We start from the raw sequence: 14,064 nt of genomic DNA on the forward strand, positions 1-14,064 counted from the left end.
CAGATATGGCAGGACATAGTAAATGGCACAACATTCAGCACAGGAAAGGAGCGCAGGATGCTAAGCGTGGAAAAGTGTTCACCAAGCTCATTAAAGAGATCGTTATTGCGGCAAAAAAAGGTGGTGGTGTTCTAGAAAATAATCCTTCTCTGCGCGCTATTATTGATAAGTCTCTAGCAGCAAATATGAAGCGTGATACGATAGAAAATGCGGTAAAGAGAGGCTCTGGTGATTTAGAGGGTGATAATTATGAAGAAATACGTTATGAGGGCTATGGATTAGGAGGAACTGCCATCATGGTTGATTGCCTCACAGATAATAAAAATCGCACTGTCTCAGATGTTAGGCATGCTTTTTCAAAGCATGGAGGTAATTTAGGAACAGATGGGTCAGTTGCATACATGTTCACAAAACAAGGTTTTATAAGCTTTGCCTCAGAAGATGAGGATGAAATTATGGAGGTTGCTTTAGAATCTGGAGCTGAAGATATTATTGTCAATGATGATGGCTCTATTGACGTAGTAACAAGTCCAGATAGTTTTTTTCCTGTTAAAGATGCACTCATTGCAGGCAACTTAACGCCTGATCACTCTCAAATTACTATGGAGCCAGCAAGCCGTATTGTGCTTAATATGGAGGATGCTGAGAAATTTATTAAACTCATAGACTGGCTTGAAGATCTTGATGACACCCAGGAGGTCTATCATAATGCTGAAATTTCAGACGAATTAATGTCTGAACTATGATTTCATTTCATTCGGGAATTCAAGCACTTCGAAATTTTAAAGTCAGGGATCTCAATGAAAAAATAAATTCCACTTTTCCTCATATAAAACTATTATCTTCGGAATATGTTCATTTTATTGAAACAGGCTCTAAGCTTAGCAATAAAAGCCAATTAACTCTTGAGAAACTATTAAATTATTCTCCTCAATTAGACGCTTCGAACTCACTTCAAAAAATAATAATAATTCCTAGGATTGGAACCATATCACCATGGTCCTCAAAGGCAACTGATATTTGTCAGCTTTGTAGTCTTGATGAAATCAAAAGAATTGAACGAGGAATTATTTATCATTTTAGCCAAAAAATTAAATCTGAAGAATTAGAGGATATTCTTAACTTTGTAATGGATAGGATGACTGAATCTCATCTTAAAAATATTGATGATTCAAGCTTATTATTTGACGAATTAAAGCCAAATTCATACAAAAGTATAGACATCCTTAAAGATGGAAAATCTGCAATCATTAGTGCAAATATTGACTTAGGTCTTGCCCTTAGTGATGGTGAAATGAATTACTTGTACGATAACTTTTATAAGCTAAGAAGAAATCCCAGGGATATTGAGCTCATGATGTTTGCTCAAGCTAATTCAGAGCATTGTAGACATAAAATTTTTAACGCAGACTGGACTATCGATTCAGAAAAGCAAGCAATCTCACTATTTGACATGATTAAGAATACTTATCACAAAAATCCAAAAGGTCTTCTATCAGTCTATAGTGATAATTCAGCTGTTATGAGTGGCTATAAATCAAGTTTTTTTGAGCCCAACAATGAAGGTGTTTATACAACATCAATTGCAGAAAAAGCAATATTAATTAAAGTAGAAACTCACAACCACCCTACTGCAATTGCTCCTGAGCCTGGAGCTGCAACCGGATCGGGAGGAGAAATTAGGGATGAAGGCGCTACGGGAAGAGGATCAAAACCAAAAGTAGGTCTTAGTGGATTTTCAGTTTCAAACTTAAAAATACCAAATTCAATCAACCCATGGGAAAAAGATTACGGCAAGCCAAGTCAAATTGCATCTGCTCTTGAAATTATGATTGATGGGCCTCTTGGTGCCGCTTCATTTAACAATGAATTTGGCAGGCCAAATACTTGTGGATATTTTAGGACATATGAACAAAAAACTGAAAATAATGAAATTAGAGGCTATCACAAACCAATTATGCTCGCTGGTGGTCTTGGAAATATAAGAGAAGATCATGTTGAAAAAGGCTCAATTTCTGATGGAGATGTTCTCATAGTTCTTGGTGGTCCTGCTATGTTAATTGGATTAGGTGGTGGTGCTGCATCAAGTGTGGGTAGTGGAGATCAGAGCCAAAAACTTGACTTTGCTTCAGTTCAAAGAGCAAACCCTGAGATGCAAAGACGCGCCCAAGAAGTTATTAATTCTTGCATTCATTTAGGTAACAAAAATCCAATTGTTTCAATCCATGATATTGGTGCAGGTGGGCTTTCAAATGGAATCCCTGAGCTAGTCAATGACTCTCAAAAAGGTGCTAATCTTCAACTAAGATCAATACCAAATGACGAAACAAAAATGTCTCCACTTGAGATATGGTGCAATGAGTCTCAAGAAAGATATGTTCTTGCGATCAAAGAAGAGAGCGTCGATTTATTTCGTCAAATATGTATCAAAGAAAGAGCACCTTTTGCTGTCTTAGGAAATGCAACCGATAATCAGCATTTAACTCTTGAAGATTCTCATTTTAAGAATAAACCAATTGACCTTGAAATGTCATTACTCTTTGGATCAACACCAAAAACTCTCAAAGATGTCTCATCACTTCCAAATATTGAGAAGGAATTTAATAACAGCACAATAAAGCTTAATGAAGCTATTAATCGCCTTTTAAAACTTCCTACAGTTGCAAGCAAAAATTTCCTAATAACTATTGCTGATCGCTCAGTTACTGGGCTGATTGCCAGAGATCAAATGATTGGACCATGGCAAGTGCCTGTCGCAGATTGTGCTATTTCATTAGCAGACTATTCTGGATACCAAGGTGAAGCCATGTCAATTGGTGAAAAAACGCCTTTGTCCCTTATTAATGCAGCGGCAGCAGCAAGAATGAGTATTGGAGAGGCATTGACTAACCTACTCAGCGCCTATATTAAAGACATAAGTCACATCAATCTCTCAGCTAATTGGATGTGTGCAAGTGGATTTCCAGGAGAAGATGCAAAGCTTTATGAGGCTGTTAAAGCAATTGGTATCGAGCTTTGTCCCAAATTAGGACTAACAATACCGGTTGGCAAAGATTCAATGTCAATGAAAAGTACATGGAATCAAAATGGAAGTGAAAAATCTGTTACAGCGCCCCTATCCTTAATAATTAGTGCATTCTCAAAAATACCTGATGCAAGACTACAAATCACACCCTTGCTTGATACCAAAATTGAGTCAGAGCTTTTTTTAATTGACCTAGGACTAGGAAAAAATAGAATGGGTGGATCTTGTTTAGCGCAAGTTTACAACCAAGTTGGAAAAACTTCTCCAGACCTTGATGATCCAATTTTATTTGCCAAGTTTTTTTCATTAATAAATAAGTTGAATAAAGAAAAGTTAATTAGCGCTTATCATGATCGCTCTGATGGAGGCGTTATTGCAACTTTATTCGAAATGGCATTTGCATCTCATTGTGGTATGGAAATCATTGGCACTAATAGTATAAATGAACTCTTTAATGAAGAGTTAGGCTGTATTATTCAAATCCCAATTATAAATAAATCTATAGTTCTCAAAGAGCTTGAAAAGATTGGGCTTAAAAAATTCACAAGGCCCATTGCTAAAGTAAATAATACTGATGAAATTTTAATCTATCAAGAAAAGAAACTGGTATTTCGCGAACAGAGAAAGAATCTTCACAAAGAATGGTCATCAACCTCTTTTGAAATTTCTAAGCTTCGTGATAATCCAATATGCTCAGAGTCAGAAAATAAGGAGCTACTAGAAACTTCTGATGGTTTAAAAGTTAAAACGACTTATGATATTGATGAATCGATAAGTGCGCCTTATTTAAGTACTGGAATAAAGCCAAAAATCGCTATTTTAAGGGAGCAAGGTATAAATGGCCATGTTGAAATGGCTGCTGCTTTTTCACAAGCTGGCTTTGATGCTTATGATGTCCATATGAGTGAAATTCTTTCTGGAAACAAATCATTGAAACAATTCCAAGGTTTAGCAGCATGTGGCGGTTTTTCATATGGCGATGTTTTAGGTGCAGGTAGAGGCTGGGCAAACTCTATCCTTCTAAATAGTAAGGCAAAAGATGAATTTTCAGAATATTTTTCCAGAACTGATAGCTTTACTCTTGGTGTTTGTAATGGTTGCCAAATGGTTTCTAATTTAAAAGAAATTATTCCTGGCTCACAGAATTGGCCTTCATTTGAAAAAAATACCTCGGAGCAATTTGAAGCTCGCCTTACAAGTGTTAAAATTGAACAAACTAATTCCATACTTTTTAATGGAATGGAGGGCTCTGTTATGCCAATAGCAATTGCCCATGGAGAAGGAAGGGCAAAATTTACCTCTCAGCAAAGTAAGGCTAATATTGCTATGCAATACGTCGATTACTCAGGCAAAAAAACCCAAACCTATCCACATAACCCAAATGGATCAGAAGACGCTATCGCAAGCATGTGCGATGACTCAGGAAGAATAACAATTATGATGCCCCACCCTGAAAGAGTTTTTAGAGCGATTCAAAACTCATGGCACCCTGATGATTGGAAAGAAAGGTCGCCATGGATGAGGATGTTTGAAAATGCCAGAAAGTGGGTTGATTGATAGACATGAAAATAATCACCTCTATGTTGCCTGACCAAGTTATTAGAAGCAACAGAAAAACTTTAAGCATTTCTATTAATGAAAGTGCTGAATTAATAGTGCGCGCACCAAATCGAATATCAGATCAAAAAATTCAAAATTTTATTAATGAAAAAGAGAATTGGATTACGAGAAATCAGTCATTAGTAAAGGCCCGCGTTGAAAAAACAGGAAAAGATAAAAATATGCTTCTATATCTTGGGACACTTTTTCCATTAAAAAATGATAATTACGCTAAAAAAATTTCTTTTAATGGCAAGGAATTTGTAGCAGGCCTTCAAAATAAGGAAAAAACCAATAAATCTTTAAAAACTTGGTACAAGAATAAGTTTAAAGAAATTGCAGTTCCTCGACTATTTTATTTTGCCGAAAAACATAATTTACAGGTCAATCAAGTGAGGATTAAAGAGCAGAGAACGCTCTGGGGATCTTGCTCTTACAGAAACAATATCAACCTAAATTTTCTTCTCATTATGGCGCCATTAAAAGTAATTGACTATGTCATCATTCATGAATTAGTGCATACCATTCATAAAAACCATTCAGCAAATTTTTGGAGCGCAGTTGAAGAAATTATGCCTAACTATAAAGAAGCTAAACATTGGCTTAAAGAAAATGGTTACCGGTTAAGAGCCTTATAGCTAATTATTTTTTTTAGCCGTTATACTTTTCTACTGCCTCTTCCATAGCCTCTTTCAATGTATCTTGCTCTGCCATTTCAAGAATAATATCACCACCACCAACTAATTCAGAATTGAAATAGATTTGGGGGAATGTTGGCCAGTCAGCAAAGTCAGGCAGGCTTTGAAAAACCTCTTGGTCTTCAAAGATGTTAACAAATGCAAATTCAACACCTGTTGAAGCTAATGTTTGAGATGCGCGAGCTGAGAAACCACACTGCGGAAACTGAGGTGTTCCTTTCATGTAGATAACTATCGCTGCACTGTCAACTTGTTTTTGAATTTTTTCTAATACGTCCAATTTAATACTCCCAATGTTTTTTACTATTTTAGTATAGTATTTACAAGACTACAAAGATTTGTAAAAACAATTATTGCTTAATTGCCTGTGAGATTACATACTTTTGTCCTTGCTTAATTTTTTTATAATTACCAAAAACCGATTTAAAGTTATTTTTTATAAAATCCTTAAGCCCATTGATTGTAACGACAGTAATTACGCCGCCAGGTTTTAGAGCATCCAGAGCATCATAAAGAATTATTGAGAGTTGCTCACGTCCAACTTTAGCAGGGATATTTGAAACGATTTGATTAAATTTGATATCACTAGGGACTTGCAGAAAAGCATCTGAGAGGTACGCTTTTGCATTAACAATGTTATTAAGTTTTGCATTGTAGTTTGCAAGATCCACTGCAACAAAGTCTTTATCAACCATATGAACTTCACCCCTAGTACAGTGTTTTGCCAGCGCTAGGCCAATAGGACCATAACCACACCCTAAATCTAAACAAACATCATCAATATCAGCACTAAAGTGCTTCATTAAAAGCTTAGTACCATCATCAAGGGCTCGAGGACTAAAAGTACCCCATCGAGTGTGCAGTTTTAGATTTGAATCAAATAGCTCTACATCAAGAACTATATCTTTTTTTAATTCAGCAATGTCTTTGCGCTCAAACATTTGTCAATCCTAATTAGAAGTGGTAATTATATAGAACTATAAAAAATCGATGTAATGCTAATATCAGCATTAATTTAATTGTATTTATTGTTTTTTTGCAATTACTTTGTTAGCATCATCACCTATGTGTGACTCTCCACGACTCTTTGCAAGCTGCACCTGTTTTTCTCTTTCACGGTAGCGACTAACTTGTGACGAGTTTTTTGTTCCATAACACCTTGGACAGGATGCTCCTTTTTCATAATAAGGATGCTCTTTATCTTCATCAGTAATCGGAAATCTACAGGCATGGCACTGGTCATATTTTCCAAGCTCAAGATTATGTTTAACAGCAACTCTATCATCAAAAACAAAGCACTCGCCTTCCCATAAACTTTCATCTTCTTTAACTTCTTCAAGATATTTTAAAATTCCACCCTGAAGATGAAAAACATTTTCAAAGCCTTTAGATTTTAAATATGCAGTAGATTTTTCACAGCGTATACCACCAGTACAAAACATGGCAATTTTTTTATCTCGATATTTTTCTAAATTATTTTTAGTATAGGCTGGGAACTCTCGAAAAGTCTCAGTATTTGGATTAATAGAGCCCTTAAAACTTCCTATTTCAAATTCATAATTATTTCGAGTATCAATTAAAACAACGTCAGGATCATTAATAAGCTCATTCCAATCAGCTGGCTTAACATAAGTACCAGAAGAAAATATAGGATCAATATCTGATACCCCTAACGTCACTATCTCTTTTTTTAACTTAACCTTAAGTCTTTTAAATGGAGGCTTCTCACTATAAGAAAATTTATACTCAAGACCAACTAGTCTCCCATCTTTTTGAAGGTAATCAAGGGATTTCATAATGCTGTCATTATCACCAGCAATCGTTCCATTAACTCCCTCTTTAGCTAACAATAAAGTACCTCTAATATTGAGCGAGTCTAAAAATATTCTAAGAGGACCTTGAATTTCTTCAAAATCATCTAGACGAGTGAACTTATATAAAGCGCAAATAGTGAGCATATTTCAGAAATGAAAAAGTAGTGTGTTAATTTTACTAGCCAGTTGTATTATTTTTTTACTATTTAACCTTTTAAATAAAGATTAAAACTACATTAGGGCTTCACTATTCTTAATACTGACAAGTGTATAATATTTTTCTTTTGCTCGATGAGCATCGATAAATCAGTTTAACTCAATAATGCTAAATAATATTCATAAGCCAAGCGACATAAAAAAACTAAACATTGAAGAATTAAATGATCTTGCTTTGGAGATTAAATTATTCTTAATAGAGAGTATTGAACAAACTGGTGGGCATCTAAGCTCAAATCTTGGAACTATTGAATTAACCCTTGCAATGCATTATGTATTTGACACTCCTAACGATACCTTTGTTTGGGATGTTGGTCATCAAGCATATACTCACAAGATCCTAACTGGTAGAAGAGATTTGATGTCAACTCTGCGTCAAAAAGATGGCTTATCTGGCTTTACAAAAAGAAGTGAAAGTGAACATGATGCTTTTGGAGCTGGTCATTCATCGACCTCAATAAGCGCAGCCCTTGGGATTGCAATTGCTAACAAATTACATCAAAAATCTGACACTTCAATCGCAGTTATTGGAGATGGCGCATTAAGTGGGGGCATGTCATTTGAGGCCATGAACCATGCAGGTGATACTGATGCCAATCTGCTAATCATTCTTAATGACAATGACATGTCGATTTCTCAGAATGTTGGGGCTTTGAGTAAATATCTTACTAGGCTTATTTCTGGAAAAATATACTCAACTATGAAGTCAAAGTCTCTTGAGTTCTTAGAAAGATTACCGCGTGTCCAAAAATTTGCTAAACGCTCAGAGGAGCATCTTAAAGGAATGTTTCTTCCAGGAACACTATTTGAAGAGCTTGGGATAGAGTATTTTGGACCAATTGATGGCCATGATATTCCCGTATTAATAAAAGCGTTACAAAATTTAAAAAATATCGAAAATCCTCGAATTCTCCATATCATTACTAAAAAAGGTCATGGGCTAGAGGCTGCTGAGCAAAATCCATTAAAATTTCATGGAATTTCTCCACCATCAAGCTCATCTAACAACTTTCCAAGCTACAGCAAAGTTTTTGGCGAGTGGCTATGTAATAGCGCACAGAATGATGAAAGAGTAATTGGAATAACCCCAGCAATGTCTGAAGGATCAGGCATGGTTAATTTTGAAAAAAACTTTCCTGATCGCTTCATAGATGTCGCTATTGCAGAACAACATGCTGTCACACTTGCTGGAGGAATGGCAACCAAAGGATTAAAGCCAATTGTGGCAATCTATTCAACATTCTTACAGCGTGGTTATGACCAATTTATTCATGATATCGCGTTACAAAATTTAAATGTTATTTTTGCTATTGATCGGGCAGGACTTGTTGGAGCCGATGGCGCAACACATGCTGGTATTTTTGACTTAAGCTTTTTGAGATGTATTCCAAATATTATTATTATGGCGCCAAGCTCCTCAATTGAAATGTATAAGGCCCTTAATTTTTCTCTTGAGTTTGATGGGCCAGTATGTGTAAGGTTTCCAAGAGGCAAATCATCTATTGAAGAGTTTGTAACAGATGAATCAATAGAAATTGGAAAAGGAAAAATCGTCAGGACTGGTAAAGATATTGCTATTTTTGCATTTGGTAATATGCTTGAACCTGCCCTTAGCGCATCTGAAAAGATTAATGCAACAGTTATTGATATGAGGTTTGTTAAGCCGCTAGATGAAAATTTAATTATCGATACTGCCAACAGTTATAAAAAACTAATCTCAATTGAAGACAATACGGCAAGTGGTGGCGCTGGAAGTGCTATTAATGAATTACTTCAATCGAAAAACATTAAAACGCCACTCCATATCCTTGGTGTACCTGACTTAGTAACCGAACATGGCTCTCAGGACGAGCTTTATTTGCTTTATGGATTGCATGAAGAAAATATCATTAATGTGGCAAAAAATTAATGAAGGCAACGCTAAAAAAATATAGTCCAAAACGTGAAAATATTAATTTAGGATGGCTTAATAAACACCTAACCGACCCGGAGCTATGGAAATGGAATAAGAGATCTATCGCTAAAGGATTTGCTGTTGGTCTTTTTTGCGCTTTTCTTCCAGTACCAATTCATATGCTACTAGCTGGAATCCTTGCGGTTACTTTTTCTGCGAATATTTTGCTTTCATTACTAGTTGTTTGGGTAAATAACCCAATCACTATTGTGCCAATTTTCTACTTTACTTATAAATTAGGTGCATCCATTATTGGAGTTGAAATCGATCCTGAGTTTGAATTTTCATTTGGCTATTTGATGGATAACTTTTGGTCGGCAACACTTGCATTATGGGTTGGAGGGATAATCACCTCAACTGTGGTATCAATACTAGGGTATTTTTCAATTATTTCAATTTATAGGTACAAAGCACTAAAAAGAGTTAAACGTTTGAAATAGGTATGCGCCTTCTAATGCTGGCTTCTAAAGTGTCAACTAGTGATTCATTCTCAACCTTGCTGTGAGTTTTTCCGTCTATATATAGTAGATTTGGAGAGCCACCAGTAAGGCCAACACTGACCTCCTTCGCCTCACCTGGTCCATTAACAACGCAACCAATTACAGCAACATCAATTGGCTCAGTGATATCTTCTAAACGAGCTTCAAGTTCATTAACAACCGAGATTACGTCAAATTTTTGTCTTGAGCATGATGGGCATGCAATCAAATTAACACCCTTCTTTCTTAAATGAAGTGACTTCAAAATATCAAAACCAACTTTTATCTCATCCACAGGATCTGATGCAAGAGAGACTCTAATAGTATCACCAATACCTTCGCTTAAAAGCAAGCCCATTCCAATTGAAGATTTAACAGTTCCAGAGCGAAAAGATCCAGCTTCTGTAATACCTAGGTGCAGCGGATTATCAATTTGAGAAGCTAATTGACGATAAGCAAATACAGTCATAAAAACCTCAGAAGCTTTAAGTGAAACCTTAAAGTTATCAAAGTTTAGTCTATCTAAAATATCAATATGTCTAAATGCAGACTCAACCATAGCCTCTGGAGTCGGCTCAGTGTATTTTTTTTGTAAATCTTTTTCAAGGGATCCAGCATTAACCCCAATACGAATAGGAATCCCATTATCTTTTGCGGCAGCAACAACCTCCCTTATTCGGTCCTCTTTACCAATATTTCCAGGATTAATTCGTAAACAGTCCGCACCATATCCTGCAACTTTTAAAGCAATTTTATAATCAAAATGAATATCAGTAATTAGAGGGATATTAACACGTGTCTTTATTTTCTTAAACGCTTCAGCTGCGTCCATAGTCGGAATTGAAACTCTAACAAGATCAGCTCCAGCTTTTTCAAGAGATAAGATTTGTGAAACTGTTGAGTCGACATCACATGTATCAGTATTAGTCATACTCTGAACAGTAATTGGAGCATCACCGCCAATGGCAACATTGCCGACAAAAATTTTCTTAGAAACCCTTCTTTTAATTTTGTGTGCTTGCTTCATAAGTGCTTATTACTTCATCAAGATTTTCAGTTACTTCCTTAATTTCTTTTGGAGAACTTAAATTATCACTATTTTCAACAACTATATTCTCACTCACATCATCAAGACTTGGCTGACTAATTATGATTGAATTTGATTTACTTTCAGTTTTATCTTCTCCCTGAAAATAATACCATATAGCACCAAAAATTAAAAAAAACAAAGAAAGCCAAAGCAGCCTCCTCTTTAAAGGTTTTTTCTTTTTAGGATAATAATTAATCCCGTCCAGCACTTCTTCTACTCTTATCTACAACTTTTCCAGCTAGTTGGCCACATGCTGCATCAACATCATCACCTCGCGTTCTTCTCGTAGTAGTTCGAATTCCTGATCGATACAAAATATCTTGAAACTTATCAATAGCAATGTCATTTGAAGTTGTATATTTCGTTTCAGGGAATGGGTTGAAAGGTATTAGGTTGACCTTAGCTGACTCACCCTGAAACCAAAAATTTATTAGTTTTGAGAGCTCCTGAGCTTGCTCAATAGAATCATTTACACCCTTAAGCATAACGTACTCGAACATTACATGTCGCTCTTGAGTTCCTGCATTCAAGTAGTAATGACAAGCCTTCATTAGCTCTTTAATAGGATATTTTTTATTAATTGGGACAAGTATATCTCTTAATTTATCATTAGGAGCATGCAAGGAGATGGCCAAACTTACTGGAACTGTGTCTGACATTCTCATTAGTGCGGGAACAATCCCTGATGAAGAAACAGTAACCCGCCTCCTAGAAAGTCCGAATGCCCAATCATCCAAAAGGATATCACATGCATCATAAACAGGGGGTTCATTAAGTAATGGCTCGCCCATTCCCATAAAAACTACATTAGAAATTCGCCTACCTTTATCCTTTAAATGGTTTTTAGCAATTAATACCTGAGCAATAATTTCATGGTTTTGAAGGTTACGATTAAATCCTTGATAGCCTGTCGAGCAAAAAGTACAGGCCAATGAACAGCCAACTTGAGAAGATATGCAAAGCGTTCCTCGATCTTTTTGAGGTATATAAACTGTTTCAATATGATTTTCTTCACCCAACTTGATTACCCACTTAATAACTCCATCTTTTGAGTTATTGATGGAGGTTACTTCAGGCAATTCAATAGAAGCAATTGCCTCAAGTTTTTGTCTTAAGTCTTTTGAGAAGTTATGCATATCACCAAAGTCTGAAGCGCCTTGGTGGTAGATCCACTGCATAATTTGTTTTGTACGAAATGGTTTTTCGTTTAAATCAGAAAAAAACTTCTTAAGTTTAACTTGAGTAAGTCCTAACAAGTTTTGTTTTTCTAACATTACTAAGTCTCTTTTTAAGTTATTTATCTAGTTCTTGGACAAACGCCATCATCACCAAAAAAATATGCAATTTCTATTGCGGCGTTTTCTTGAGAGTCTGAACCGTGGACAGCATTTTCGTCTAAAGACTCTGCAAAATCTGCTCTAACAGTCCCAGCATCTGCCTCTTTTGGGTTAGTCGCACCCATAATTTCACGATGCTTTGCAACTGCATTTTCGCCTTCAAGAACTTGAACCATAACTGGCCCAGATGTCATAAAGCTTACAAGATCTTTATAAAAAGGTCTCTCTTGATGAACAGCATAAAATCCACCTGCCATTGCTTCATCTAAGTGAATCATTTTTGATGCAACAATTTTAAAACCAGCATCTTCAAAACGAGAGTAAATTTGACCAATTACGTTTTTAGCCACAGCATCTGGCTTAATTATTGATAAAGTTTGTTCCATGAACAATTCCCAGTTAATTAAAAAGCCGGTATTTTACCATGCAGTTGTATATTTCTTATGCTCAGAGATAAAAAAAGAAGATATGCTTATCAATTAAAAAACTTCTTTATTAGGTTAAATCTTCTTAATTAATTTTGTTCGACGATAGTAATCTAATAAATCAAAAGCCCTAAAATAAGCGCTCGCAATTGGAAGAAACCACGGCTTTCCATAATAGTAAGGTCTAGTTTGCAGAGGTGTTTCTTCAAAAACAGTTACTTTTTGATCAGGATTTAACATTTTCAATGCAGCCATATGACCCAAGTATGGCGCCATTGCAACTCCATTTCCACAGTAGCCTAGTGCAGAATAAACCCCTTTATTAACACTAAGATTTGGTAATTGACTGAAAGTAAAGCCTGTAAATCCAGTCCAACAATGACTAATTTCAACACCTTCTAAAGAAGGAAAAATTTCTATAAGCATTTTACGCAGAGTTGGTAATGCCTCTTCAGCAGAAATCGAATGCATAGCTGCACGCGTTCCTAGCATTATTCTTGTTCCGCAAGGAGTTGGCCTATAGTAACAATAGCGCTTACGGGTTTCAACCATGCAATGACCGCCAGGCAAAAGAGTCTGAACTTTATTTTTACCAATATCCACTGTTGTTATTACAAAACTTGGTACCGGTAATACGCGCCTTGCTAAATACTTAGAAAGACTTGGCCTTGTATATCCATTAGTAGCCATAAGAACTTGCTTACAGTGAATTTTTGAATTTGAAGTTAAAACATCAAATCCATTTTTTTTTAATTTATTAACTTTAACTACATGCCTATTGCCAAAGACCATTGCCCCTGCTTCTAATGCAAGCTTTAATAAGCCATAATGAAATTTACGCGGCTGAACTGAGCCATGATCTTGATAAAACTGACCTCCAAAATATAACTCTGTTTTTATTGACTTAGACATCATATCAGGACCAATCATTTTAGAATTAAAGTCATCAATAGCTTTTAATTTTTGTAAGTTATCTGCCATACTAACTTGATCTATAGGAAGCCATGAAGTTCTTAATCTTCCACAAACATTAAACTCACAATCAATATTATTTTCTTCAATCAAGTTAGATGTAAATGCTAGTGAAGCATTAGCTTCTTTATGAATTTCTGCTGCAATAACTTCGCCATATTTTTTCTTTGCCTGGTCTGTTGAAACCTTATGACCAGAACCTAGCATTCCACCATTCCTAGTACTTGCTCCAAATCCAATCATCTCTGAATCTAGAACAATAACATTTTTGCCAAATTTTGACAATGTTAAAGCTGCGCTTAATCCTGTATAACCAGCGCCAATAATGACAATATCTGCATTCAATGGAAGTGCTTCAGTATTTTTGAATTGTGGCTGGCCGTCCCACCAGAAGGGAGTAAATTTAGTCATTTCAGGGTACTAATTAAAAGTCTTTAAAATAGTATATCAACCAA

At 35.7% G+C, this 14,064-nt stretch carries 13 protein-coding genes; 5 read left to right on the plus strand and 8 right to left on the minus strand.

Features of this window, described 5'->3' with window-relative positions; all coding sequences use genetic code 11:
* Positions 1 to 5 precede the first annotated feature (5 nt).
* The 3 genes from ABXT69_RS06030 to ABXT69_RS06040 are packed head-to-tail and all read left to right on the plus strand — an operon-like array spanning position 6 to position 5,262.
* Complete coding sequence (locus tag ABXT69_RS06030) at positions 6 to 746, plus strand: YebC/PmpR family DNA-binding transcriptional regulator (RefSeq protein ID WP_416677345.1); 741 nt, start codon at positions 6 to 8, stop codon at positions 744 to 746.
* A complete protein-coding gene (gene purL, locus ABXT69_RS06035) occupies positions 743 to 4,582 on the plus strand; it encodes a phosphoribosylformylglycinamidine synthase (RefSeq protein WP_416677347.1) in 3,840 nt (1,279 codons plus the stop codon). Before ABXT69_RS06030 ends, purL begins: the two co-directional genes overlap by 4 nt.
* A 5-nt stretch (positions 4,583 to 4,587) precedes the next feature.
* On the plus strand, positions 4,588 to 5,262 hold the full coding sequence (locus tag ABXT69_RS06040; RefSeq protein ID WP_416677349.1) for a M48 family metallopeptidase: 675 nt from the start codon (positions 4,588 to 4,590) through the stop codon (positions 5,260 to 5,262).
* Between the two features lie 13 nt (positions 5,263 to 5,275).
* On the opposite strand, the gene grxD is transcribed toward ABXT69_RS06040, so the two are convergent.
* From grxD to ABXT69_RS06055, 3 genes are all read right to left on the minus strand, one after another.
* Entirely contained in the window at positions 5,276 to 5,602 is a 327-nt protein-coding gene (gene grxD / locus ABXT69_RS06045) for a Grx4 family monothiol glutaredoxin (RefSeq protein ID WP_271540954.1), read from the minus strand.
* Between the two features lie 70 nt (positions 5,603 to 5,672).
* Positions 5,673 to 6,263 (minus strand): class I SAM-dependent methyltransferase, encoded by a 591-nt coding sequence (locus ABXT69_RS06050; protein WP_416677351.1) that lies wholly within the window; start codon positions 6,261 to 6,263, stop codon positions 5,673 to 5,675.
* Between the two features lie 84 nt (positions 6,264 to 6,347).
* The gene (locus ABXT69_RS06055; protein ID WP_416677353.1) at positions 6,348 to 7,280 is read right to left on the minus strand and encodes a rhodanese-related sulfurtransferase; all 933 of its coding nucleotides are present in this window, start codon (positions 7,278 to 7,280) and stop codon (positions 6,348 to 6,350) included.
* A 178-nt stretch (positions 7,281 to 7,458) separates the two neighbouring features.
* Here ABXT69_RS06055 and dxs point away from each other — a divergent pair, with 178 nt between their 5' ends.
* Together dxs and ABXT69_RS06065 are read left to right on the plus strand one after the other, a co-directional pair.
* Positions 7,459 to 9,261, plus strand: a complete 1,803-nt coding sequence (gene dxs / locus ABXT69_RS06060) for a 1-deoxy-D-xylulose-5-phosphate synthase (protein ID WP_416677355.1) — start codon at positions 7,459 to 7,461, stop codon at positions 9,259 to 9,261.
* On the plus strand, positions 9,261 to 9,746 hold the full coding sequence (locus tag ABXT69_RS06065) for a DUF2062 domain-containing protein (RefSeq protein WP_416677356.1): 486 nt from the start codon (positions 9,261 to 9,263) through the stop codon (positions 9,744 to 9,746). Before dxs ends, ABXT69_RS06065 begins: the two co-directional genes overlap by 1 nt.
* Here the strand turns inward: ABXT69_RS06065 and ispG are convergent.
* The 5 genes from ispG to ABXT69_RS06090 all read right to left on the minus strand — a co-directional run bounded on the left by ispG (position 9,730) and on the right by ABXT69_RS06090 (position 14,020).
* A complete protein-coding gene (gene ispG / locus ABXT69_RS06070; protein WP_271556465.1) occupies positions 9,730 to 10,812 on the minus strand; it encodes a flavodoxin-dependent (E)-4-hydroxy-3-methylbut-2-enyl-diphosphate synthase in 1,083 nt (360 codons plus the stop codon). The genes ABXT69_RS06065 and ispG overlap by 17 nt on opposite strands.
* Complete coding sequence (locus tag ABXT69_RS06075; protein WP_416677357.1) at positions 10,790 to 11,014, minus strand: hypothetical protein; 225 nt, start codon at positions 11,012 to 11,014, stop codon at positions 10,790 to 10,792. The genes ispG and ABXT69_RS06075 overlap by 23 nt, the downstream gene beginning before the upstream one ends.
* Before the next feature lie 52 nt (positions 11,015 to 11,066).
* Positions 11,067 to 12,149, minus strand: a complete 1,083-nt coding sequence (gene rlmN / locus ABXT69_RS06080; RefSeq protein ID WP_416677359.1) for a 23S rRNA (adenine(2503)-C(2))-methyltransferase RlmN — start codon at positions 12,147 to 12,149, stop codon at positions 11,067 to 11,069.
* Between the two features lie 23 nt (positions 12,150 to 12,172).
* Entirely contained in the window at positions 12,173 to 12,598 is a 426-nt protein-coding gene (gene ndk, locus ABXT69_RS06085; RefSeq protein WP_416677361.1) for a nucleoside-diphosphate kinase, read from the minus strand.
* 114 nt (positions 12,599 to 12,712) lie between these two features.
* The gene (locus ABXT69_RS06090; protein WP_416677363.1) at positions 12,713 to 14,020 is read right to left on the minus strand and encodes an NAD(P)/FAD-dependent oxidoreductase; all 1,308 of its coding nucleotides are present in this window, start codon (positions 14,018 to 14,020) and stop codon (positions 12,713 to 12,715) included.
* Positions 14,021 to 14,064: the final 44 nt, after the last annotated feature.

Source organism: Candidatus Pseudothioglobus sp. Uisw_016 (assembly GCF_048087635.1).
GTDB lineage: Bacteria > Pseudomonadota > Gammaproteobacteria > PS1 > Pseudothioglobaceae > Pseudothioglobus.